The organism is Halomonas sabkhae (assembly GCF_030409265.1).
Taxonomy (GTDB): Bacteria; Pseudomonadota; Gammaproteobacteria; order Pseudomonadales; family Halomonadaceae; genus Halomonas; species Halomonas halmophila.
In genome coordinates this window covers 24,827-47,010 of record NZ_JAUFPM010000025.1, presented here as the reverse complement: position 1 = coordinate 47,010, position 22,184 = coordinate 24,827, and the positions used below count along the sequence as shown (strand labels likewise).

At 63.8% G+C, this 22,184-nt stretch carries 21 protein-coding genes, 4 tRNA genes and 1 pseudogene; 21 read left to right on the top strand and 5 right to left on the bottom strand.

Going from position 1 to position 22,184, the window contains the following annotated elements; all coding sequences use genetic code 11:
• Nucleotides 1-184 precede the first annotated feature (184 nt).
• The 4 genes from araD1 to QWY79_RS15740 all read left to right on the top strand — a co-directional run bounded on the left by araD1 (nt 185) and on the right by QWY79_RS15740 (nt 4,936).
• The gene (gene araD1 / locus QWY79_RS15755; protein WP_290274894.1) at nt 185-1,171 is read left to right on the top strand and encodes an AraD1 family protein; all 987 of its coding nucleotides are present in this window, start codon (nt 185-187) and stop codon (nt 1,169-1,171) included.
• Nucleotides 1,172-1,237: 66 nt separating this feature from the next.
• On the top strand, nt 1,238-2,815 hold the full coding sequence (locus QWY79_RS15750; RefSeq protein ID WP_290274891.1) for an aldehyde dehydrogenase (NADP(+)): 1,578 nt from the start codon (nt 1,238-1,240) through the stop codon (nt 2,813-2,815).
• A 73-nt stretch (nt 2,816-2,888) separates the two neighbouring features.
• The gene (locus QWY79_RS15745; protein ID WP_290274889.1) at nt 2,889-4,043 is read left to right on the top strand and encodes a fumarylacetoacetate hydrolase family protein; all 1,155 of its coding nucleotides are present in this window, start codon (nt 2,889-2,891) and stop codon (nt 4,041-4,043) included.
• A gap of 128 nt (nt 4,044-4,171) precedes the next feature.
• Nucleotides 4,172-4,936 carry a FadR/GntR family transcriptional regulator gene (locus tag QWY79_RS15740; RefSeq protein WP_290274886.1) on the top strand — a complete coding sequence of 255 codons (765 nt, stop codon included), beginning with the start codon at nt 4,172-4,174 and terminating at the stop codon, nt 4,934-4,936.
• 165 nt (nt 4,937-5,101) lie between these two features.
• Here QWY79_RS15740 and QWY79_RS15735 read toward each other — a convergent pair.
• Nucleotides 5,102-5,177, bottom strand: a tRNA-Ala gene (locus tag QWY79_RS15735).
• Between the two features lie 210 nt (nt 5,178-5,387).
• On the opposite strand from QWY79_RS15735, the gene uvrY reads away from it, so the two are divergent.
• The 9 genes from uvrY to nadB all read left to right on the top strand — a co-directional run bounded on the left by uvrY (nt 5,388) and on the right by nadB (nt 13,188).
• Nucleotides 5,388-6,035 carry a UvrY/SirA/GacA family response regulator transcription factor gene (uvrY, locus tag QWY79_RS15730; RefSeq protein WP_290274882.1) on the top strand — a complete coding sequence of 216 codons (648 nt, stop codon included), beginning with the start codon at nt 5,388-5,390 and terminating at the stop codon, nt 6,033-6,035.
• A 58-nt stretch (nt 6,036-6,093) separates the two neighbouring features.
• Complete coding sequence (gene uvrC, locus QWY79_RS15725) at nt 6,094-7,908, top strand: excinuclease ABC subunit UvrC (protein ID WP_290274880.1); 1,815 nt, start codon at nt 6,094-6,096, stop codon at nt 7,906-7,908.
• A gap of 69 nt (nt 7,909-7,977) precedes the next feature.
• Nucleotides 7,978-8,526 carry a CDP-diacylglycerol--glycerol-3-phosphate 3-phosphatidyltransferase gene (gene pgsA / locus QWY79_RS15720; RefSeq protein ID WP_290274877.1) on the top strand — a complete coding sequence of 183 codons (549 nt, stop codon included), beginning with the start codon at nt 7,978-7,980 and terminating at the stop codon, nt 8,524-8,526.
• Between the two features lie 62 nt (nt 8,527-8,588).
• Nucleotides 8,589-8,663, top strand: a tRNA-Gly gene (locus QWY79_RS15715).
• Nucleotides 8,664-8,863: 200 nt separating this feature from the next.
• Nucleotides 8,864-8,937 (top strand) — tRNA-Cys (locus QWY79_RS15710).
• 34 nt (nt 8,938-8,971) lie between these two features.
• A tRNA-Leu gene (locus QWY79_RS15705) sits at nt 8,972-9,060 on the top strand.
• Between the two features lie 598 nt (nt 9,061-9,658).
• Nucleotides 9,659-9,985: a hypothetical protein gene (locus tag QWY79_RS15700; protein ID WP_290274874.1), complete on the top strand. Its 327-nt coding sequence runs from the start codon at nt 9,659-9,661 to the stop codon at nt 9,983-9,985.
• 487 nt (nt 9,986-10,472) lie between these two features.
• The gene (locus QWY79_RS15695; RefSeq protein ID WP_290274872.1) at nt 10,473-11,630 is read left to right on the top strand and encodes an FUSC family protein; all 1,158 of its coding nucleotides are present in this window, start codon (nt 10,473-10,475) and stop codon (nt 11,628-11,630) included.
• On the top strand, nt 11,611-13,188 hold the full coding sequence (gene nadB, locus QWY79_RS15690) for an L-aspartate oxidase (protein ID WP_290274870.1): 1,578 nt from the start codon (nt 11,611-11,613) through the stop codon (nt 13,186-13,188). Before QWY79_RS15695 ends, nadB begins: the two co-directional genes overlap by 20 nt.
• 34 nt (nt 13,189-13,222) lie before the next feature.
• Here the strand turns inward: nadB and QWY79_RS15685 are convergent, their stop codons facing one another.
• Both QWY79_RS15685 and QWY79_RS15680 read right to left on the bottom strand, forming a co-directional pair.
• Entirely contained in the window at nt 13,223-13,585 is a 363-nt protein-coding gene (locus tag QWY79_RS15685; RefSeq protein WP_290274867.1) for a protein YgfX, read from the bottom strand.
• A 7-nt stretch (nt 13,586-13,592) separates the two neighbouring features.
• Complete coding sequence (locus tag QWY79_RS15680; protein ID WP_141318378.1) at nt 13,593-13,886, bottom strand: FAD assembly factor SdhE; 294 nt, start codon at nt 13,884-13,886, stop codon at nt 13,593-13,595.
• 230 nt (nt 13,887-14,116) lie between these two features.
• Between QWY79_RS15680 and QWY79_RS15675 the strand changes: the two are divergent.
• The 3 genes and pseudogenes from QWY79_RS15675 to lapB all read left to right on the top strand — a co-directional run.
• Nucleotides 14,117-14,416 (top strand): annotated as a pseudogene (locus tag QWY79_RS15675) (integration host factor subunit beta); the annotation flags it as partial.
• A 55-nt stretch (nt 14,417-14,471) separates the two neighbouring features.
• Nucleotides 14,472-14,777, top strand: a complete 306-nt coding sequence (locus QWY79_RS15670; RefSeq protein WP_141318374.1) for a lipopolysaccharide assembly protein LapA domain-containing protein — start codon at nt 14,472-14,474, stop codon at nt 14,775-14,777.
• Nucleotide 14,778: 1 nt separating this feature from the next.
• Complete coding sequence (gene lapB / locus QWY79_RS15665; RefSeq protein WP_290274863.1) at nt 14,779-15,960, top strand: lipopolysaccharide assembly protein LapB; 1,182 nt, start codon at nt 14,779-14,781, stop codon at nt 15,958-15,960.
• Nucleotides 15,961-15,984: 24 nt separating this feature from the next.
• Here the strand turns inward: lapB and pyrF are convergent, their stop codons facing one another.
• Nucleotides 15,985-16,686: an orotidine-5'-phosphate decarboxylase gene (pyrF, locus tag QWY79_RS15660; RefSeq protein WP_290274861.1), complete on the bottom strand. Its 702-nt coding sequence runs from the start codon at nt 16,684-16,686 to the stop codon at nt 15,985-15,987.
• A gap of 266 nt (nt 16,687-16,952) precedes the next feature.
• On the opposite strand from pyrF, the gene QWY79_RS15655 reads away from it, so the two are divergent.
• A complete protein-coding gene (locus QWY79_RS15655) occupies nt 16,953-17,285 on the top strand; it encodes a ComEA family DNA-binding protein (RefSeq protein WP_290274859.1) in 333 nt (110 codons plus the stop codon).
• Between the two features lie 286 nt (nt 17,286-17,571).
• Here QWY79_RS15655 and QWY79_RS15650 read toward each other — a convergent pair whose 3' ends face one another.
• Nucleotides 17,572-18,333, bottom strand: a complete 762-nt coding sequence (locus QWY79_RS15650) for an SDR family oxidoreductase (protein WP_290274858.1) — start codon at nt 18,331-18,333, stop codon at nt 17,572-17,574.
• A 143-nt stretch (nt 18,334-18,476) separates the two neighbouring features.
• On the opposite strand from QWY79_RS15650, the gene QWY79_RS15645 reads away from it, so the two are divergent.
• The 4 genes from QWY79_RS15645 (at nt 18,477) to QWY79_RS15630 (ending at nt 22,131) form a co-directional block, all read left to right on the top strand.
• Nucleotides 18,477-19,010, top strand: coding sequence for an FxsA family protein (locus tag QWY79_RS15645; protein WP_141318364.1), 534 nt, complete (start codon nt 18,477-18,479; stop codon nt 19,008-19,010).
• Nucleotides 19,011-19,206: 196 nt separating this feature from the next.
• Nucleotides 19,207-19,500, top strand: a complete 294-nt coding sequence (locus QWY79_RS15640; protein ID WP_141318363.1) for a co-chaperone GroES — start codon at nt 19,207-19,209, stop codon at nt 19,498-19,500.
• A gap of 60 nt (nt 19,501-19,560) precedes the next feature.
• On the top strand, nt 19,561-21,210 hold the full coding sequence (gene groL / locus QWY79_RS15635) for a chaperonin GroEL (protein WP_141318361.1): 1,650 nt from the start codon (nt 19,561-19,563) through the stop codon (nt 21,208-21,210).
• Nucleotides 21,211-21,387: 177 nt separating this feature from the next.
• Nucleotides 21,388-22,131, top strand: a complete 744-nt coding sequence (locus tag QWY79_RS15630) for an RNA methyltransferase (RefSeq protein ID WP_290274850.1) — start codon at nt 21,388-21,390, stop codon at nt 22,129-22,131.
• Nucleotides 22,132-22,184: the final 53 nt, after the last annotated feature.

Genomic DNA, 22,184 nt, shown 5'->3' with positions numbered 1-22,184 from the left:
TCATCGCCCTGCAACTCTGCGTGCTGTTTGCGCTGTTGTTCTGGCCGAACCTGTCGATGTGGCTGGTGGGCTAAAGTGGACGGCATGCGCGACGCTTGATTATGTGCAACATTTGGATTTATTTATCTAACATGCCATTGTGGCCGGCATGCACCAGCGGCGAAACGCCGAGGAGGACAACCCCATGCGCCTGATTCAGTGCCTGCACGAAAACCGGCTGTACGCCGCCCTGGTGGAGAGTGAGGACAGTGTGCGGCTCGCCGACACCGATACCTATCACCTGGCCTGCGACGCCATGAGCTCGGGCCGCTCCATGACCGAGGTGGTCGAGTCTCGCTTGACCGAGACGCGCCTCGACTACGCCCAGCTGGTCGAGACCCGGCGCCTGATGCCACCCCTGACCCACCCGGATCCGGCCCATTGCCTGGTGACCGGCACCGGCCTGACCCACCTGGGCAGCGCCGACGCCCGCTCGGCCATGCACGCCAAGGCACAGGCCAGCGATGAGGACCTGACCGACTCCATGCGCATGTTCAAGCTGGGGGTCGAGAACGGCAAGCCGGCCGCCGGCAAGGTCGGAGCCCAGCCGGAGTGGTTCTACAAGGGCGACGGCGATTGCGTCGTGCCCCCGGAAGCGCCACTGCCATCCCCTTCATTCGCCCAGGATGGCGGCGAGGAGCCCGAGCTGGCAGGTCTCTACCTGATCGATGACAACGGCCGCCCGCGTCGCCTGGGCTTCGCCGTCGGCAACGAGTTCTCCGATCACGTCACGGAACGTTTCAATTATCTGTGGCTGGCCCATTCCAAGCTGCGCGTCTGCAGCTTTGGCCCGGAGCTGCTGCTGGATGAGCTGCCCGACCACCTGGAAGGCCTCAGCCGCATCACCCGCCGCCAGGAAACCCTGTGGGAAAAGCCCTTTCTCACCGGCGAGCGCAACATGGCCCACAGCCTGGCCAACCTTGAATACCATCATTTCAAGTATCCAGGTTTTCGCCGCCCCGGCGATGTGCATGTGCATTTCTTCGGCACGGCCACGCTGAGCTTTGCCGACGCCATCCAGGCGCAGGAAGGCGACCGTTTCGAAATCGAGATTCCCGCCTTCGGCCGGCCGCTGCGCAACCCGCTGACCCACCGGGCAGAGGACGATGAAGTGGAAGTCATTCCACTCTAGACCCGCTGTGATGACAGTGTTCTTGAACATTCCGACCGAGTTTCACGCACCATGACAGGAGCGACCATGACCCTAGAAGGCAAGCAACTCATCGGTAGCGAAACCCTCACCGCGCAGGGCAATTCCTTTCAGGCCGTTGACCCCGCCACGGGAGACAGCCTCGAGCCGACCTTCACCACCGCCGGCCAGGCAGAAGTCAGCCGTGCCACCGAGCTCGCCCGGGCGGCATTCGACCACTACCGCGAAACCGGCCTCGAAGCACGTGCCGGCTTTCTCGAGACCATCGCCGACAAGATCGAGGGCATCGGTGACGAGCTGATCGAACGTGGCATGGCCGAGTCCGGCCTGCCCCGCGCACGCCTGGAAGGTGAGCGCGGCCGTACCTGTGGCCAGCTGCGCATGTTCGCCAGGGTGGTGCGTGCCGGCGAATGGCTGGATGTGCGTGTTGACCCGGCCCTGCCGGACCGCCAGCCCATGCCGCGCGTCGACCTGCGCCAGCGCCACGTGGCACTCGGCCCCGTCGCCGTGTTCGGCGCCAGCAACTTCCCGCTGGCCTTCTCGGTCGCGGGTGGCGATACCGCATCGGCGCTGGCCGCCGGTTGCCCGGTCGTGGTCAAGGGCCATCCGGCGCATCCGGGAACCTCCGAACTGGTCGGCCGCGCCATTCAGAGTGCCGTCGCCGAATGCCGGCTTCCCGAAGGCGTATTTTCCCTGCTGCAGGGCACCGGCAACGAGCTCGGCCAGGCGCTGGTCACCGATGCCGACATCAAGGCCGTGGGCTTCACGGGTTCGCGGGGCGGCGGCACTGCCCTGGCCAGGCTGGCCCAGGATCGCCCGGAACCCATTCCGGTCTATGCCGAGATGAGCAGCATCAACCCGGTCTTCCTGATGCCGGAAGCGCTGAACCATCGTGCCGCCGAGCTGGGCGAAGCCTTCATTGGCTCGCTCAACATGGGCGCCGGTCAGTTCTGCACCAACCCCGGCCTGGTGATCGCGGTCGAGGGGCAGGGGCTGGACACCTTCCTCTCGGCAGCGGCCGAGGCCGTCAAGGCCAGTGGCACCCAGACCATGCTGACACCGGGCATCCAGCAGGCCTACGACCAGGCCGTCGCCGCGCTGACGTCAAGCGGCAAGGCCACCGAGGTGGCACGCGGCCAGTCCAGCGAAGCGCCCAATCAGTGCCGGACCGGCCTGTTCGTGGCCAAGGCACAGGACTTCCTGGCCGACGAGACGCTGCAGCAGGAAGTCTTCGGTGCGACCTCGCTGGTCATCGCCTGCACCGACCAGGCCGAAGTCAAGCGGGTGGCCGAACATCTGGAAGGTCAGCTGACCGCCACCCTGCACATGGATGACGCCGATACCGAGACCGTGCGCCAGCTGTTGCCGACACTCGAGCGGCGTGCCGGCCGGGTGATGGCCAATGGCTGGCCAACCGGTGTCGAGGTCTGCGATGCCATGGTTCACGGCGGCCCCTACCCGGCCACCACGGATTCACGCACCACCTCGGTGGGCAGCGCGGCCATCCACCGCTTCCTGCGCCCGGTGTGCTACCAGAACCTGCCGCAGGCACTGCTGCCCGACGCCCTGCGTGACGACAACCCGGCCTCGGTCAGTCGCCTGGTCGACGGCAAGCGCGAACACTGATTGCGCCGTGTCCCATCGCCCTCCCATGGTGGTGCGCCACCCTCTGGGAGGGTCCCGACAGGAAACCCTGCCCATGTCTCACGATTATCGACTCCCCGAGGATCACCAACAGGCCCTGCTGGTCGGCAGAGTCTGTTGCGGTGATGCCAGGGGCCCGACCCTGGTGACGGTGCGCGATGGCCAGGTCATCGATATCTCCGCCAGCGTCAATATCATGGCCGACCTGCTGGACCGCGACGATGCTGCCCGGCTGGTCGCGCAGGCCACGGGGCCCGTGCTCTGCGATGTCACCACCCTGCTCGACAATTCCGCGCAGTCGCCCCAGGTAACGCCGCACTTGCTGGCGCCCTGCGATGTCCAGGCCATCAAGGCGTGTGGCGTGACCTTTGCAGTCAGCCTGCTCGAACGGGTGATCGAGGAACAGGCCGGCGGCAGCCCCCAGCGGGCCGGCGAGCTGCGCGCGGAGCTGCAGCAGCTCATCGGTGGCGATCTGTCGCGTATCGTCCCGGGGTCCGAAGATGCCCTGACCCTGCGTGACGAACTCAAGGCGCGCGGCGCCTGGTCCCAGTACATGGAGGTCGGTATCGGCCCGGATGCCGAGGTATTTACCAAGGCCCAGCCGTTGTCCTCGATGGGCTTCGGCGCCTGGGTCGGCCTGCACCCGGCCTCGCACTGGAACAACCCGGAGCCCGAAATCGTGCTGGCCGTCAGCTCGCACGGCCAGCCGGTCGGCGCCAGCCTGGGCAATGACGTCAACCTGCGCGACATCGAAGGTCGCAGTGCCCTGCTGCTGGGCAAGGCCAAGGACAACAACGCCTCCTGTGCCATCGGCCCCTTCATTCGGCTATTCGACGCGCACTTCTCCATGGAGGATGTGCGCCATGCCATGGTCAGCCTGCGCATCGAGGGCGAAAGCGACGACTTCATGCTCGAGGACTCGAGTGACATGCGCGAGATCAGCCGATCTCCCGAGTCGCTTGTCAGTCAGACGATTGGTGACCATCATCAATATCCAGATGGCTTCATGCTGTTTCTGGGTACCATGTTTTCGCCGATTCACGACAGGGGCAGCCCGGGCCAGGGCTTCACGCATCACCGCGGCGATACGGTGACCATCTCCACGCCACGCCTGGGAGCCCTGATCAACCGTGTCGACCGCAGCGATCGGCTGGCGCCATGGACCTACGGCATTCGCCGCTGGCTGGCCGACCAACAGCGGCGCACCTGATACGCCGCGCCAGACCGGAAGCCATTCAGCGCAACTGGCTGACGTCCGCCGCATGCACGAACGTCAGCCAGATTGCGGCCCTTTTCGACATCGGCTAGCATCAGCGCCATTTTTCGCGGAGCCCGTCAGTGCCAGCAACCGCCCGTCCTACACGAACCCGCCCTTCCGTTGCCGAACATCTCGCCGAGGCGATTTTCTCCGGCCGCTATAGCCCGGGCGACTTCGTCCCCCGCGAGGTCGACCTGGCCGACCGCTTCGAGCTCAACCGCTCGGCCGTGCGCAGCGACCTGCGCATGCTGGTGGATGTCGGCATCATCGAGCGTATCTCGGGGCATGGTTCCAAGGTTCGCGACTATGAAGGCTGGAATATCCTCGACCCCCAGGTCACCGACTGGATGACGCGCTACGCCGCGCCCAATCCGAGCATTCAGCGCGAAATCCTGGCCTTCCGGCTGGATGTCGAGCCCTACGTGGCCATGACCGCCGCCAGGCGTGCCACGGCCAGAGACCTGGTGGCCATCGAGGAAGCCTTCGAAGGCATGGGACAGCATCTGCGGGCGGGGGTCGACCCTGAGCAACGCCGCCTGCACACCGAACACGACGTTGCCTTTCATGTCGCCATCTTCAAGGCCACGCACAACATCGTCTGGTCCCAGCTGTCGCATATCCTGCGACCGTCGATCCACCTGCTGATCGAGAAATCGAACATCAGTGCCACCGATCCGGAAGATAGCCTCGAACGGCACCGCCAGGTCATGGAGTGCATCCGCGCCCGGCGCCCCGCAGAGGCCTTTCGGGCCGCGCAGGCCGTGCTCGAGGGCACGGCCTCGGCGCTGGGCATCGAGCCCGGCGAGAGCACCCTGGGCGATCAGGTCATCCCGCCCGGCGCTTGAGCTCGCCCAAGGCGGCAGCCCCGAGCCCTGGCTGGAGGCAAGCGGTCGGCCCGGGGCCGCGGGGCCAGGACCCACGACCAGGCTCCAGCTCATCATTGTTCATATAGAGTGATACAAAAAAGCCGGCTGATGCATTGCATCAGCCGGCTTAATTTTCAAAACTCTTGGTGGAGCCTAGCGGGCTCGAACCGCTGACCTCAACACTGCCAGTGTTGCGCTCTCCCAGCTGAGCTAAGGCCCCACGTGTCTCGCCGTGCGAGAACGATGCATATAATATTGATGCCGCCTCGCCACGTCAACCCGCAGCCCGAAAAATGATAAACTGTTGCAATAACAAGTTATGCTAATATTGCTTGACCATGTGACAAGTCGGCTCATATACCCATGACCAGGCCGCTGCGACGCAGACGGCGCCTCGCGACCCTGTCCCCTTCGCAGTAGGAGCTTCACCTTGATAAGAGTTCTGATCGCCGATGACCACCACCTGGTGCGCACCAGCATTGCCCACCTGTTGAACGACGAGCCGGACATCAGTGTGGTCGGTGAAGCCGCCGATGGCGAGCAGGCCATCCAGCAGACTCGCCAGCTCAAGCCGGATGTCATCCTGATGGACATTCGCATGCCGGGCATCGGTGGGCTGGAAGCCACCCGCAAGATCACTCGGCTGACAACCGACGTACGCATTCTGGTGCTGACCGCCTTCGTCGAGGAAGCCTTCGCCCAGCGCCTGCTGGAAGCCGGTGCGCATGGCTTCATCAGCAAGGGGTCGCAGCACGACGAAATGGTCCAGGCCATACGCAGTATCTTCAATGGCAAGCGCTACATCAGCCCGGACATTGCCCAGCGGCTGGTGCTGTTTCGCATCGACGACAATGACAACCCCTTCGACCATCTGTCCCAGCGCGAGCTGCAGGTGGCCATGATGATCGTCAACTGCCAGAAGGTCGCCGACATCGCCGATCACATGTTCCTCAGCCCCAAGACGGTCAATACCTATCGCTACCGCATCTTCGAGAAGCTGGGCGTTCACTCCGACGTCGAACTGACCCACATGGGGCTGCGCTTCGGCCTGGTGGACGGTTTCAGCGAAGCCGAGTGACCCAAGCCGGTGACGGGTCTGGTAGGATGACCGGGTTGCATCCGTTATCGGCACTTCGATGAGCTTCGATTCACGCCAGTTCCTCTCCAGCGTTACCCAGTCCCCGGGTGTCTACCGCATGCTCGACGAGCAGGGCGAGACCCTGTACGTGGGCAAGGCACGTCGCCTCAAGGCCCGTCTGGCCAGCTATTTCCGTGGTGCGCTGAACACCAAGACACAGGCTCTGGTGGCCCGCATTGCCGATATCCAGGTCACGGTCACCAACAGCGAGACCGAAGCGCTGCTGCTCGAGCAGACACTCATCAAGGACAAGCGTCCGCCCTACAACATCCTGCTGCGCGACGACAAGTCCTACCCCTTCGTGTTCGTCACCGACCGCCACCCCTTTCCGGCACTGGAATACAAACGGGTGCGCACGCGCCATGACGATGGACGTTACCTGGGGCCCTATCCCAGCAGTCATGCGGTACGCGACAGCCTGTCCTTGATGCAGAAGATCTTCCGCATCCGCAATTGTGAGGATACCGTCTTCGCACACCGCAGCCGCCCCTGCCTGCAGTACCAGATCGGCCGCTGCTCCGCTCCCTGTGTCGGCTACATCAGCGAAGCGGATTACCGCCGGGATCTGGAACACGCCGTGCAGTGCCTCGAAGGCAAGAGCGAGGCCGTCACCCAGGAGCTGACCCGCGACATGGAGACGGCCAGCCAGGCCCTGGACTTCGAGGAAGCCGCGCGTCTACGCGACCAGATTCAGCAGCTGCGACAACTGCAGCAGCGTCAGTTCGTCGACACCGGCAATGGTGACGCCGATGCCTTCGCCCTCGCCAGCCGCCCCGGTGCCCTGTGCATTTCCGTGCTCTCGGTGCGTGGCGGCCGGCTGCTGGGCGCCAATCATCATACTCCCAGCAATGGGCTCGACCTGACGCCCGACAATCTGCTCGGCGACTTCATCAGCCAGTATTATCTCGGCCAGGCACGGGAAATCCCGGCCGAGGTCCTGACCAGCCACGAGCTATCCGATACCGACCTGATCGCCGGGGCACTGGAAACGCGGGCCGGCAAACGCGTCCGGCTTACTTCACGCGTGCGTGGTCACCGCGCTCAGTGGCTGGAACTGGCCCGCACCAATGCCGAGCAGCAACTGGACTCTCAGCTGGCCAGCCAGAGTCAGCTGGCCAGACGCTTCGAATCCCTGCGCGACGCCCTCGATCTGGATGAGGTACCGGCTCGGCTCGAATGTTTCGACATCAGCCACAGCCAGGGGGAAGCCACCGTGGCATCCTGCGTGGTCTTCGATGCCAATGGGCCGCGCAAGTCCGACTATCGACGCTTCAATATCAAGAACATCGAGCCGGGTGATGACTATGCCGCCATGCGCCAGGCCCTCACCCGGCGCTTCAAGCGACTCCAGGAAGGTGAAGGTGAAACGCCCGACCTGTTGATCGTGGATGGCGGCAAGGGCCAGCTCAACATGGCCCGGGAGGTCTTCGCCGAACTCGGCGTGCAGCACGTCGGCCTGATCGGCGTGGCCAAGGGCACGACCCGCAAGGCCGGGCTCGAGACCCTGTTCATCGAAACGCCGGATCGCAGCATGGACCTCGATACCTCTTCCCCGGCCCTGCACCTGTTGCAGCACATTCGCGATGAGTCGCACCGTTTCGCCATCACCGGGCATCGCACCCGGCGCGACAAGACACGGCGCACCTCGACCCTGCAGGAAATCCCCGGCATCGGCCCACGCCGCCGCCGCGAACTGTTACGCTTCTTTGGCGGCCTGCAGGGCGTCAAGAACGCCAACCGCGAGGAACTGGCGCGCGTGCCCGGCATCAACGCCTCACTGGCCGAATCGATTTACCGCGCCTTGCATGGATGATGGCCCGCAAGGCGGATAGAATGGTGGCACACACCCGGCATTCCCTTCACCGCAAGGACCGCAGCATCGATGAATATCCCCAATATCCTGACGTTGGCCAGAATCATCTTCATCCCGCTGTTGGTAGTCTTTTTCTATCTACCCTTCTCGTGGAGCCTGCCGGTGGCGGCCGGCCTGTTTGCCCTGGCCTCCGTGACCGACTGGCTGGATGGTTTCCTGGCGCGTCGCTGGGATCAATCGACCCCCTTTGGTGCCTTCCTCGACCCGGTCGCCGACAAGCTCATGGTCGCCGTGGCCCTGGCGCTGCTCATCGAGCGGTATGACGCCATCTGGCTGACATTGCCGGCGCTGGTCATCATCGGCCGTGAAATCGTCATTTCGGCGCTGCGCGAATGGATGGCCGAGATGGGCAAGCGCGGCAGTGTGGCGGTCTCCTGGATCGGCAAGCTCAAGACCACCCTGCAGATGATCGCCCTGCTGCTGTTGCTGGCCTTCGCCCCCGGGACCCCCATCGCGTTGCTGGGCGTGGTCACGCTCTATGTTTCGGCGCTGCTGACCCTGTGGTCGATGATCCTCTACCTGCGTTCGGCCTGGCCGCACCTGAGCCGCTCGATGTGAAGTGAGCCAGAAAAAGCGTTTGACAGTCACCGACTTATCCGTATAATACCTCCCCGAGTCGAGCGGGAATAGCTCAGTGGTAGAGCATCGCCTTGCCAAGGCGAGGGTCGCGAGTTCGAATCTCGTTTCCCGCTCCAGATTCGAAAAGCAGTGCAGAATCAGAGTATGGCTTGAGGGTCGCGAGCCGGTGCGCCGGTCCGATCGATCTCGTTCCCGCTCCAGATTCGAAAAGCAAAAAACTGAGTCTAGCGTATGACCCGAGGGTCGCGATCCGGTGCGCCGGTCCGATCGAATCGCGTTTCCCGCTCCATTCCCCACGAATGGCATGACTCGATGAGGCTGGATGGCAGAGTGGTTATGCAGCGGACTGCAACTCCGTCGACGCCGGTTCGATTCCGACTCCAGCCTCCACTTTCCCCCGCATGATTCGGCTCGATCCCGCCCCGCCCGGATGGCGAAATTGGTAGACGCAAGGGACTTAAAATCCCTCGGAGTTGACTCTCCGTGTCGGTTCGAGTCCGACTCCGGGCACCACATGTCCTGTTAGCTCTGCCCGAGTCTGCTTAGCACTCCTCTCAAAGCCCGGCACCACCGTATTTCTGATGATTGAGTCTGACTGAGTATACGTCAGTCACTATTTGCTTGCCGGCCATTGGACATAACCCCTGAGCGAGATCACCAGAAAGGATTGCGCCGATATTCAGGCCTCGCTGGTAAAGCGCAGATGTCCTCTCAATAGCGCCCAAGGTACGGAGCTGGCTGGTAGGCCATGGCGCTCGACATACCGCATCGCCAATGCTGCGGCCTCACGACCATGTCGAGGCCCAGCTGGCTCACAAAGTCCAGGGCGTGGCCGGCGTATACAACAAAGCGGCCTATCTGGCACAGCGCCGTAAAATGAGGCGATGGTATGCCGACTACCTCGACGCTCTGGAGCGCGGCATCACGGACGAAGAACAGGCAGCATTCAAGGCGCGAATCGAATCATGAGGCAGTCGGGTCAGGTCGCCGACGCACACGATCGAATCGACGAGGTGAAACCCTGCGTCTCCCGTTCTCGTATTTATGAGCATGCTTACCGCCTCCTCGTCTTATACGGCGGTAATGCAGCTCACGAAACGGGAGGTACATCATGAATAATGCCATCAAGATTGCAACGCTTACGGCCTCAATGACCATGCTTTCAGGCATGGCCGTCGCAGACCATCATCGTGACGATATGTCCCGGATGCACGAAAACGAAGGCGAATCCCTCGTGCAGGATGGCGGCGTACAGTCCGGTTACAATGCCGAACGAGCAGATACTGGCGGCACCCTCGATGACGAACCAATCGTCTGGGATGGCGGCGTACAGTCCAACTACAATGCCGAACGAGAGAGAAACGGCAACCTGGCCGCCGATCCCATCGTCATAGACGGCGGCGTTCAATCCAGCTATAACCCTGAGGTCAGTCAATGATACCAGCGGACTGCCGCCACAAGGCAGAGCACATCAGCAAGTGAACCTACTCGCCCCTGTTCCTGCAGGGGCGAATGTTGCTCAATGGCAGAGCCGCACCCGGCTCGATTCCCCTATCGGCGGCTCCCGGAACCGATCGGCAAGGTACCGCCGGCCGAACGAGAAGCGCTGTATGAGGAGCAACAGGGTCAGGCCAAGAAGGTATAGCCTGACTCAAACCAACGGTTCTCCGAGAAAGCCGGGGCGGTTCAATCTGATGCTCGAAATGCGACGGTATACTTCCGTCTGAGTGACGTTTACGAGTATAGTAACAGGCTAATGAGCGAAGCCGGCCGATGTCGGCCAGAACGCATTTTGTACCCTGCCCGGCCAAAACGCCCCAAAGAGCCCGCCGTTGCAACACCGTTACAGGTAGACTCTGGGCACCAGCGTTCACCAAGCGGCAGGATCATCCCGTTTCCGAGAACCATCACAGGCTTACCCCGGCATGATACTGGCGCGGCTGCGCGACCCCTACTTCACGCATCGTCACCGCCGTACCCTGCATGTCATGCGAGTCATCCTGGCACTCTGCATCACCTTCGGCGTCATCCAAGTGTTTCCGATCCCCCATGGCGGCTGGGCCCTGGTCAGCACCGTGATGGTGATGGGCAACCTGCCCCATATCGGCGGCGTCCTCGACAAGGGGCGCCAGCGCCTGCTCGGCACCATCCTGGGCGCCCTCTGGGGGCTGTTGCTGATCATGCTGCCCGCGAGCATCCCGTCACTGTTGCCCCTGGGCAGCCTGCTGGGGATCGCCGCTATCACCTGGCTGACATTCGGCAAGCGTTATGGCTACGGCGGACTGATGTTTGCCATCACCCTGCTGCTGGTGGTGGGCGACGGGACCCGGGACCTCGGCCTGGCGCTGTGGCGCAGCTTCGATGTCCTGCTCGGCACTCTGATCGGCATCGCCGTGACCATCCTGGTCCTGCCCCACAAGGCGACCGACATGCTGCGCTTCATGCTGGCCGATAATGTCGACCGCATGTCTCGGCTGTTTCATGCCCATACATCCGCCACATCGGCCCCGGACGTGGACACACGGGAGCTGCTCAAGCATTGCACCGGCCTGCTGATCAAGCAGCGCAACCTGGTCGATGCCATTCATCGCGAACGCCGCCTGCATCGTGCCGAGCTCGACGACCTCATTTCCCTGCAGCGGCGCATGTTGTCGACCATTGAGCTCTTGCTCGAAACCCATTGGAATACCCGGGCGGGACACGAGCAGATCGAGGCCATGCAGGGGCTGCGAGAACAACAGCATGCCCTGGCCCACAACCTGGCCGCACTCGCCTATCAGGTACGCACCGGCCACCCGGTCGAAGTCGAGATTCCCGCCTTCGACCTGCAACGCCATGCCGCGCTGGCGGCGGATGCCCAGGCAGCGGACGGCCGCAAGCTCTTCAGTCCCAGTGGTTATCTGTGGCTCAATCGTGAGCTGGCCCGATTGAGTGGCAACCTGATCGAGCACCTCGGACAACTCGAACGCCTGCCGAGCCAGCGCTTGCGCAAGCGGGCCCTGCGCCACGGCCTGCAGGCCCCGCATCGCGACCAGGCGGATCCGCCCCAAGCAGGAGAGTCGAATGACGGAAAGCCATCATGATGTGCTGATCATCGGCGGCGGTGCTGCCGGCCTGGCCATGGCACTGGAGGTCGCCGGACAGCGTTCGGTCACGCTCCTGCAGCCGCGGCCCGATGCGCGCGGTGCCAGCCGCTGGGCCCAGGGCGGCATTGCCGCCGTGCTGTCGCCGAGTGACGATGCCGAGGCGCATGTGGCCGACACCCTGGTGGCAGGAGATGGGCTCTGCGATGAAGCGGCCGTGCGCTTTACCGTCGAACAGGGGCCGGCCGCCATCGAATGGCTGCTGTCGCTGGGCGTGCCCTTCACGGCCGACACGACCCCGGAAGCCGACTACCCCTACCACCTGACGCGTGAAGGCGGCCACAGCGCACGCCGCGTGATTCATGCCGACGACGCCACCGGCCGCGCCGTCATCGAGACACTCGAGCAGCATGTCGAGCACCATCCCGACATCCGCATACGCCATGAGCTGAGCGCCCTCGAGCTGATCGGCGATACGGCCGGCCATTGCCGAGGCGCGTACTGCATCGACGAATCCGGCCGAGCGCATGCCCTCCTGGCCCGGGACACCGTCCTGGCCACCGGCGGTGCCAGCGGCCTCTACCGGCACACCACCAGCCCCTGCCCGGCCAGTGGCGAGGGCATGATGATGGCCGCCGAACTGGGCGCGGAACTCATGAACCTCGAGTTCCAGCAGTTCCATCCAACCTGCCTGCATGACCCTGAAGGATCCCCCTTCCTGATCAGCGAGGCGGTGCGCGGCGAGGGAGGCCACCTGCTCGGCGCCAATGGCGAACGCTTCATGCTCGACGTCGACCCGAGAGCCGAGCTCGCTCCCCGGGATATCGTCGCCCGCGCCATCGACGCCGAGATGCAGCACAACGGCCTGGATCATGTGTGGCTGGATGTCCGCCACCTCGGCGAGGCGACGCTGCGTCACCACTTTCCGACCATTCATGCCCACTGTGCTTCTCGCGGCCTGGACATCAGCCAGACACCGATCCCGGTGGTCCCGGCGGCCCACTACAGTTGTGGCGGTATCGGCACCGACCTGCGCGGGGCCACCACGGTGCCGCACCTCCACGCCATCGGCGAGGTTGCCTGCACCGGCCTGCACGGCGCCAACCGCATGGCCAGCAACTCCTTGCTGGAGTGCCTGGCCTTCGCGCGTGGCTGTGCCCATCACCTGGCCCGCTCGACGCCCCCCAGCACGGCGCCCCTGCTCACCCCCACCAGCGGCGCGCACCCCGTCGACGCGGCGCTGATCGGCGAGCTGCGCGCTGCCATGCGCGACATCATGAGCGCGCGGGTCGCCATCGTGCGCGACGACCCGGGGCTGGCTGCCGCCGAACGCGCCTTGAGCGAGCTGAATCAGCAATTTGTGCGCGACCTGGGGCATACAGTAGCCGACGCCGATGTCAGCAGCCTCCGGCACGCCCTCCGCCTGGCCCGGCTGACCGTCGCCAGTGCCCGCGCACGACGCGAATCCCGCGGTCTCCACCACAACAGGGACTGCCCCTTGCATGCCGAGACTCCGCCGGCGCCCTCGCGCATCACGGCCAGCGCCCTGGGACGATGACCGCGAGCCTGCCCCGGCAGGGAGGATGTGGCCGCTAGCCCTTCTGTTCGCCCGACGATGCCAGGGCGCGGCGCAAGGCCCGCAGCCGTTCGGGGTCGGACGAGTCCGGCCATAACCACAGGCGCCGCTTGTTGCCCCGCAGACCGATCAACCAGGGGCCCAGGTAATCACATTGCAGGCTCAGCTCCTGCCACTCCGCCCGCGAGTGCTCGCGCCAGCTCCACGCCCGAACACCAATTTCGCCGGGCCGGTAGCGCAACTCGGCGTGCGGCGGAGCCCGCCGGATTCGCCACAACAACCCGCCCGAGATAGCCAACGCCAGGGCCGCCAGCCAGCCGCTCGTCGACCATGCCAGCCATGCCGCCACCAGCCCTCCGGTACCGGCATGCAGCATCATCGACAGCCTAGAGGCCCTGATAGGCAGTATTATCGGTGCCTTCGGCATGTTCGACGATCATCTTGACGATTCGGCGCCGTTCGGGCTCCTGCGGCCAGTCGCGACGCATCAACCAGAAAAACAGATCCTGATCCTCCTCGCCGATCAATGCCTGAAAGGCCAGTTGATCGCGCTCGTCGAGCGCGTCGTAGCGTTGCTCCAGGAAGGGAACCAGCATCAGGTCCAGTTCCCACATGCCCCGTCGAGAGTGCCAGTACAGGCGCTTGCGCAGAGCGCTTGCCGCGGACGCATCATCGTTCACGATCGGCCTCGTTAGATCCGTTGAGTGTGCCGCTCAGTATACCCGAGACCGGGCGTTCCGGGCACGACCCCCGGGGGCGCCTTTACGCCCCGGGCGCCCAGCTTTCAAACTGGAGATCGGCACGACTTCTGGCTAAGCTTGTAGTGCGTTGTTTTCTCGACAATTGCGCAGTATGCTGAAGCGAACAATTCACTCGGCCAGGACGACCCCGCCGGGCATCACGGAGAGAGCCGATGACCAAATCAGAATTAATCGAACAGATTGCCATGCGACAACCCGAGATGTCGGTCAAGGATGTCGAAGCCGCCGTGCGCATGATCCTGGATGACATCACCGACACTCTGTCCGATGGAGGACGCGTGGAGATCCGTGGTTTCGGCAGCTTTTCGCTGCACTATCGCGAACCGCGTACCGGGCGCAATCCCAAGACGGGCGACCCGGTCGCACTGAGTGGTAAATTCGTGCCACACTTCAAGCCCGGCAAGGAACTGCGCGAGCAGGTCGATGCCAGTCGCGCCCTGGGCTATTGAATACCGGCCACGGCCCGGTTGATCACCTCAAACCTCACGATACGGGAACAAGCACATGCGTTGGCTCAAAGGCCTGATCCTGGCCATCATCCTGCTGGCGGTGTTGCTGGTCGGCATCCTGTTTGCCGTCAACAACCAGCAGGCCCTGCCCCTCAACCTGATCTGGGTTGAATTACCGGCGGCTTCACTATCCTTCTGGTTGCTCGCCTCGCTGGCCTGCGGCGTGCTGCTCGGCATGCTGGCAATGAGTGGCGTCTACCTCCGCCTGCGCACCCTGCTCACCCGGGCACAACGTCACAATCAGCAGCAACGCAAGGAACTCGACCGGCTGCGCATCCAGGAGATGAAGGAACTCCCCTGACATGCCCGACATTCTGCTGCTAGCTCTGTTGTTGGCAGCGGTCGCCATCGGATGGTGGCTGGGCCGCCGTGAGCGCCGAGCCTCCAGCGCGGCGCCAGCCTCCTCGCCCCTGGCCCGCGATTATTTCGTGGGCCTCAATTACCTGCTCAACGATCAGCAGGACCGCGCCATCGAGACCTTCATCGGTGCCCTCGAAGTCAACAGCGACACCATTGAAACCCATATCGCGCTGGGCAACCTCTTCCGTCAGCGCGGCGAGGCCGATCGCGCCGTCAAGGTTCACCAGAACCTGCTCGCCCGCCCCGCCCTGACCCAGAATCAGGGCGAGCGCGTGCAGCTCGAGCTGTCGCGGGACTTTCTGCACCTGGGGCTGCTGGACCGTGCCGAACGTCTCCTGCAGGGCCTGATCAAGGAAGCGCATGATGACGAACTGCGTCATACCGCCAAGCGCTTTCTCGTCGACCTGCTCGAGCGTGAAGGCGAGTGGCAGGCGGCCCTGGATGTCGCCCTGCCGGCCCTGACACGACACCATGACGACATTCGCCGCGCGGCGTCGCACTGGCTCTGCGAGCTGGCGGACAGGGAACGTCACTCGGCCAGCCCGGTACTGGCGAGGCGGCATTTGAAGCAGGCCCTGACCACGGATTCCCGCTGTGTGCGTGCCAACCTGCTGCTGGCGGAAATGGCGCTGGATACCGGGCAGTATCGCCAGGCGATCAAGCTGCTCGACCGCATACCGGGTCAGGACAAGGCCTTCGTGCCCACCATGCTGACGCCGCTCGGCCGCGCCTACCGGCTGCTGGATGACGACGCCGGCCTGATACGCCACCTCGAGACCCTGCTCGACCAGGCCCCCTTCACCAGCGTGATCGTCATGCTCGCCGACAGCCTGCGCCGACATCACGGTAATACCCGGGCAGCCATGAACCTGATCGCCGACCAGCTCGATCAATCACCCAGCCTGGGCGCCGTCGACTACCTGATGCGCCTGTATCGGCAGGACGACCTGACACACGACGAGCGCATAGAACGCCTTCAGCAGCATACCAGTGCCCTGCTCCAGGCGCGGCCGCGTCACCGCTGTCGCCGCTGCGGATTCAGCGGCGAGCAGCTGCACTGGCAATGCCCCCGATGCCGCAGCTGGGGCACCACCCAGCCCATCACCGGCATCGAGGGCGAATAGCGACGCCGCCCGACAGGGCTCGACTCAGATACCCGCCAGCTCCTGCTCGATGCTCGCCAGGGCCTGCATGGGATCGCTGGCCTGGGTGACCGGCCGCCCCACTACCAGATGGGTACTCCCCGCCGCCATCGCCGCCGACGGCGTCATGATACGCCGTTGATCATCCGCCAGCGCAGAAGCCGGGCGAATGCCGGGCGTGACCTTGAGGAAATCCGCGCCGATACGCTCCGTCAAGCGGGTCGCCTCATGCGAGGAACACACCACACCGTCCATCCCGCACTCGCTCGCCAGCGACGCCAGACGCAGCACCTGCTCCGCCGCGCCGGCCGTGACGCCTGTCTCCACCAGGTCTTCCTCCTGCATGCTGGTCAGCACCGTGACCGCGATCAGGTGCGTGGCAAGCCGGTGCTGGTCCAGCCGGTCCCGCGCGGCCTCCATCATGCGACGGCCGCCAGCGGCGTGCAGGTTGACCATCCAGACGCCCTGATCAGCCGCCGCCTCCACGGCGCCGGCCACGGTGTTGGGAATATCATGGAACTTGAGATCGAGGAATACTTCGAAGCCCCGTCCATGCAGAGCTTCCAGCACGCCGGGGCCACTGCGCGTGAACAGCTCCTTGCCGACCTTCACCCGGCAGCGTGACGGATCCAGGCGATCCGCCATGCACAACGCAGCATCCTGGGAGGTGTAATCGAGCGCAATGATCAGGGGAGAAGCAACGGACACGGGCAGGCTCCTGGGCAACGGAATGAGTCGGCGCATTATACCAGCCAAGTGCCACATCCTACCTGGCCGAAATCCCGCGCTTTCCATCATCGATATCGTCGTTCGCCCTCCGCTTTCGCCTACGCCATGGCCACGGTCGTGTCACTAGCTTGAAACACGGGAGCGGACGTTGCTGGAGCCGTGTCGAGACCCTTCCGGCGAGGCCCGTTAACCAGCGCATGCCAAGCGTGGCATTGGCGACACAACCACTCGATGAGGACATTCGCATGCTGACTCGACTCAAGGGACTGACCACCAGCCTGGGGCTTGCCCTGCTACTCGGCATCGCCCTGCCCAGCCATGCTCAGGAGGAAAGCGAAGCATCCAGCACTGACGCGACCCAGGCCAGCAGCGACAGCGCCGAAGTCGCCCCGATCGACGTCAATACCGCCGACGCGACCCTGCTCACCGAACTGCCGGGTATCGGCGAGGTCAAGGCGGCATCGATCGTCGACAACCGCGAAGCCAACGGTCCATTCGACGACGCCTCCGAACTGACGCGCGTCTCGGGCATCGGCGATGCCACAGTGGAAGGACTCGCGGATCAGGTCACTTTCTGAAACGCCCCCGGCCTGTCACCGGGCCCTGCACCACGCCCCATCGAGAGACTCGACAGGCAAGGCCAATACGGGAAGTGCCGCAAGGAATGCCACCGGCCTGGTCGGTGGCATTATTGTCGCCGCCTCCGATATCGACTGACCAGGAAACGCTGATCAAATCGCCGAGCATAGTGAAACGCGAGGCGCACGGAGCACAGAAAGCGAGACATAACACATAGTTAGGCGAGCTTTCGAGTACCGCGCAACGAAGCGATTTGCATGCGTAGGCATTTCAGCAGTGTTCTCCCTATAGTCTCAAGCCGCCATCACACTCCACCAAACGCCCCGAGAAGTAATCATTCTCGAAGATGAAGGCCACGCTGGCGGCAATATCCTCGGGCTGTCCGAGCCGCTTGAGCGGCACACCGGATGTGATGCGCTCCAGCATGTCGTCGCGCATGGAGGCGGTCATCTCGGTTTCGATAAAGCCCGGTGCCACCCCGCCGACCCGGATGCCATGGCGCGCCAGTTCTCCGGACCAGGTCACCGTCAGGGCCGCCACCCCGGCCTTGGCCGCCGAGTAGTTGCTCTGCCCGACATTGCCCGCCCGGGAAATGCTCGAGATATTGACGATCACCCCCTGACGGCCTGACGCGATCATGCGTGATGCCGCCTCGCGCCCACAGAGGAATACCCCCGTCAGATTGATATCCATGACACTCTGCCAGTCGGCCAGCGACATCATGGACTCGATCTGGCCGTCACGTGCCTTGACCAGCAGGCCATCGCGAACGATTCCCGCATTGTTGACCAGTCCATCGAGCCCACCCAACGTATCCTCGATGGCCGTGAAGGCCTGCTGAACCGACGATTCGTCGGCCACATCCATCTCGAAGCCCCGGGCGCGAATGCCCGCCCCGGCCAGGGCCCGGCAGGCCCGGTCCAGTCCTTCGGCGTCCCGGTCGAGCAGGGCGAGCACCGCCCCCTGATGGCCCAGGCGCTGTGCCATGGCCAAACCCAGGCCCTGAGCGCCACCGGTGATGGCAATGATCCTGTTGTCCAGCTGCATGCAAGTCCCCCTTGAAGGATCGATAATACGATTCGCCCGAGTCTACGTGGCCGGCCACGCCAGGACACCCCCTGTCAGGGTCGAATACTTGATTTTACCGACAGCGTCCCCATTTCCTGAATATCCTCAAGATTGGAGTCATCATGCCGTTTCTCGTCATCTTTACCGTCTTTGCGTTACTCGACTTCGTCGTCCTGTTTTCGGTGGGCAGCCATATCGGGCTGCTGACCACACTCCTGCTGGTTCTGGGCACCGGCTTCGTGGGCCTGCACCTCATCCGGCGCGAAGGCGTTGCCACGTTCGCCCGCGCCCAGGAGCGCATGCGCCATGGCGAGGTCCCCTCCAGCGAGCTGCTGACCGGAGCCGCCCTGATATTCGGCGGTGCCCTGCTGATGGCGCCGGGCTTCATCTCCGACACCCTCGGCTTCATGTGCCTGATCCCCGATGCACGCCGGCTGATGGGCAAGCTGCTGGGACGCGTCGGCATGCGCATGGGCAACATCCATGTCCAGGGCGGCGTTTTTGGTTCGGGCACCACCACCGATGGCCAGTGGCACCAGGCCGACAGCAGTCAGCGCGCCCATGATACCCGGGAATCGGGCGCCGCCTCGCAACAGCAGGGTGACGGCCCTCTCGAGGGCGATTTCATCAGCCGCGACGAGCAGCGCCGTCATTGAAAATTTTTTATCGGCAGGGGCTTGAAAGGTGCTCAGCCAGCCCCACTTATCTGACAGCAACGGAATCCGACCCTGATCATTCAGGGTCCAGCCAACAGAAGGCGTTGCCTTCATTCCGCGGATGATCCGCGGTAAATCGATGTCAATCGCCGTGGCAGCGACGCCCGGCACAGCAACCATCAGGAGAACGTGAGCAATGAACATCCGTCCCTTGCACGATCGCGTCGTCATCCGTCGCGTCGAAGAAGAGCAGAAAACCGCAGGCGGCATCGTGCTCCCGGGCAGTGCCCAGGAAAAGCCGACTCGGGGCGAAGTCCTTGCCGTCGGTAACGGCCGGATTCTGGACAGCGGCGAAGCCCGTCCGCTCGACGTCAAGGTCGGCGACACCGTGATTTTCAAGGATGGCTTCGGCGTCGAGAAGCAGCAGGTCGATGGCGAAGAAGTGCTGATCATGAGCGAATCCGACGTTCTGGCCGTCGTCGAAGGCTGAGCCTCGACACCAGACTCGCGCGAATTCTGACGTTCACGAACTCACAGGAAGCATACGAAAATGGCAGCAAAACAAGTCAAGTTCTCCAGTGATGCACGCACTCGCATGGCGAAAGGCGTCGACACCCTGGCCAATGCCGTCAAGGCAACGCTGGGCCCGAAAGGCCGCAACGTCGTGCTCGAGAAGTCCTTCGGCGCACCCACCGTCACCAAGGACGGCGTTTCCGTCGCCAAGGAAATCGAACTGAAGGACAAGTTCGAGAACATGGGCGCCCAGATGGTCAAGGAAGTCGCTTCCAAGACCTCTGACGTGGCCGGCGACGGCACCACCACCGCCACCGTTCTGGCGCAATCCATCGTCACCGAGGGCCTCAAGGGCGTCATCGCCGGCATGAACCCGATGGACCTCAAGCGCGGCATCGACCAGGCCGTCGAGGCTGCCGTCAAGGAAATCGGTGAGCTGTCCGTGCCCTGCACCGACTCCAACGCCATCGCCCAGGTCGGCACCATCTCCGCCAACGGCGACAAGCGCATCGGCAAGATCATCGCCGACGCCATGCAGAAGGTCGGCAAGGAAGGCGTCATCACCGTCGATGAAGGCCGTGGCTTCGAAGACGAGCTGGATGTCGTCGAAGGCATGCAGTTCGATCGCGGCTACCTCTCGCCGTACTTCGTGACCAATCAGGAATCGATGTCCGTCGAGCATGAAGATCCGTTCATCCTGCTGGTGGACAAGAAGATCTCCAACATCCGCGAGCTGCTGCCGACACTGGAAGCCGTCGCCAAGGCCGGCAAGCCGCTGATCATCATCGCCGAAGACATCGAGGGCGAAGCCCTGGCGACCCTGGTGGTCAACAACATGCGTGGCATCGTCAAGGTCGCGGCCGCCAAGGCGCCAGGCTTCGGCGACCGTCGCAAGGCCATGCTGCAGGACATCGCCATCCTCACCGGTGGCACCGTGATCTCCGAAGAAGTCGGCCTCGACCTCGAGCAGGTCACCCTGGACCATCTGGGCACCGCCAAGCGCGTGACCATGTCCAAGGAAAACACCACCATCATCGATGGCTCCGGCAAGGACAATGACATTGAAGCCCGTGTCACCCAGATCCGTGCCCAGATCGAGGACACCTCCTCCGATTACGATCGCGAGAAGCTCCAGGAGCGTGTCGCCAAGCTGGCCGGTGGCGTTGCCGTGATCCGCGTGGGTGCCGCGACCGAAGTCGAGATGAAGGAGAAGAAGGCTCGCGTCGAGGACGCCCTGCACTCCACTCGCGCCGCTGTCGAGGAAGGCGTGGTGCCCGGTGGCGGTACTGCCCTGGTCCGCGTGCTGACACGCATCGCCGGCCTCAAGGGCGAGAACGAAGACCAGACCCACGGCATCGCCATCGCCGTGCGCGCCATGGAAGCCCCGCTGCGTCAGATCGTTGCCAACGCCGGCCAGGAGCCCTCGGTCATCCTGAACCGCGTCAAGGACGGTGAAGGCAACTTCGGCTACAACGCCCAGACCGGTGAATTCGGCGACATGTTCGAAATGGGCGTGCTGGATCCGGCCAAGGTCGCCCGCAGCGCCATCCAGTCCGCTGGTTCCATCGCCGGCCTGATGATCACCACCGAGTGCATGATCGCCGACGACCCGGACGACCAGGATTCCTCCGGTGGAGGCGACATGGGTGGCATGGGCGGAATGGGAGGCATGGGCGGCATGATGTAAGCCGACCCGTCCCTCTCGGTTCACCCTGAGACTGACCCCCGCCGGGAAACCGGTGGGGGTCTTTTCGTTCAAGACGGAAGAAGGAAGAAGGAAGGCGATAGACCATGTAGAATCGCGGATCAGCTGAATCTCCGACCCCGTGTCTTTCTTCCCTCTTGTTTCTTGCCTCATCTATCTATGCTGACCAACATCCGCATCGTTCTCGTCCAGACGTATCACCCCGGCAACATCGGCTCCTCGGCGCGGGCGATGAAGACCATGGGGCTGACCGATCTGGCCCTGGTCAATCCGCGCTGTTATCCGGACCCCGAGGCATCACGGCTCGCGGCGGGCGCCGAGGATGTGGTCGATCAGGCACGCGTCTTCACCTCGCTGACCGAGGCCGTCAGTGACTGCACCCAGGTGGTGGGGGCCAGTGCGCGCCTGCGCAGCTACCCCTTGCCCCACTATGACGAGCCCACCGAGATGGCCGCCGATCTCGTCGCCAATGCCCGCCAGGGGCCGGTGGCTCTGGTCTTCGGCCGCGAGCGCTTCGGTCTGGTCAACGAAGAGATCCGCGACTGTAGCCACCAGGTCAGTATTCCCGCCAACCCGGATTATGGTGTCCTCAACCTGTCCCAGGCGGTTCAGGTGCTGGCCTACGAAACCTTCAGCGCCTGGCGCCGACAGCCCGACAGTGACTACCAAGCGCCCGCACATGCCTCGGTGCCACTGCCCACGCGCCAGCAGCTGCATCACTTCCACGACCACCTGTCGCGTGTCATGCACGCCAGTGGTTTCATCACCCAGCCCCATGCGCGTACCGAGGAACAGCTGCGCGCCCTCTTCGATCGCGCTCAACCCACGCGACGGGATATCTCCCTGCTGCGCGGTCTGCTGAGTTCGCTCGAGGAGGGTATGCAGGGTGACGGCCGCTACTAAACCTGCCCATAATCTCACTGGCATGACACTGTCATCTCCTGCCGCCATCATGA

Bases quoted from the DNA above. Each gene is read 5' to 3' on its own strand.
- araD1 (WP_290274894.1), top strand. From the start codon at position 185: ATGCGCCTGATTCAGTGCCTGCACGAAAACCGGCTGTACGCCGCCCTG.
- QWY79_RS15750 (WP_290274891.1), top strand. From the start codon at position 1,238: ATGACCCTAGAAGGCAAGCAACTCATCGGTAGCGAAACCCTCACCGCG.
- QWY79_RS15745 (WP_290274889.1), top strand. From the start codon at position 2,889: ATGTCTCACGATTATCGACTCCCCGAGGATCACCAACAGGCCCTGCTG.
- uvrC (WP_290274880.1), top strand. From the start codon at position 6,094: ATGAGCTTCGATTCACGCCAGTTCCTCTCCAGCGTTACCCAGTCCCCG.
- pgsA (WP_290274877.1), top strand. From the start codon at position 7,978: ATGAATATCCCCAATATCCTGACGTTGGCCAGAATCATCTTCATCCCG.
- QWY79_RS15700 (WP_290274874.1), top strand. From the start codon at position 9,659: ATGAATAATGCCATCAAGATTGCAACGCTTACGGCCTCAATGACCATG.
- QWY79_RS15695 (WP_290274872.1), top strand. From the start codon at position 10,473: ATGATACTGGCGCGGCTGCGCGACCCCTACTTCACGCATCGTCACCGC.
- nadB (WP_290274870.1), top strand. From the start codon at position 11,611: ATGACGGAAAGCCATCATGATGTGCTGATCATCGGCGGCGGTGCTGCC.
- QWY79_RS15685 (WP_290274867.1), bottom strand. From the start codon at position 13,585: ATGATGCTGCATGCCGGTACCGGAGGGCTGGTGGCGGCATGGCTGGCA.
- QWY79_RS15670 (WP_141318374.1), top strand. From the start codon at position 14,472: ATGCGTTGGCTCAAAGGCCTGATCCTGGCCATCATCCTGCTGGCGGTG.
- lapB (WP_290274863.1), top strand. From the start codon at position 14,779: ATGCCCGACATTCTGCTGCTAGCTCTGTTGTTGGCAGCGGTCGCCATC.
- QWY79_RS15655 (WP_290274859.1), top strand. From the start codon at position 16,953: ATGCTGACTCGACTCAAGGGACTGACCACCAGCCTGGGGCTTGCCCTG.
- QWY79_RS15650 (WP_290274858.1), bottom strand. From the start codon at position 18,333: ATGCAGCTGGACAACAGGATCATTGCCATCACCGGTGGCGCTCAGGGC.
- QWY79_RS15645 (WP_141318364.1), top strand. From the start codon at position 18,477: ATGCCGTTTCTCGTCATCTTTACCGTCTTTGCGTTACTCGACTTCGTC.
- QWY79_RS15640 (WP_141318363.1), top strand. From the start codon at position 19,207: ATGAACATCCGTCCCTTGCACGATCGCGTCGTCATCCGTCGCGTCGAA.
- groL (WP_141318361.1), top strand. From the start codon at position 19,561: ATGGCAGCAAAACAAGTCAAGTTCTCCAGTGATGCACGCACTCGCATG.
- QWY79_RS15630 (WP_290274850.1), top strand. From the start codon at position 21,388: ATGCTGACCAACATCCGCATCGTTCTCGTCCAGACGTATCACCCCGGC.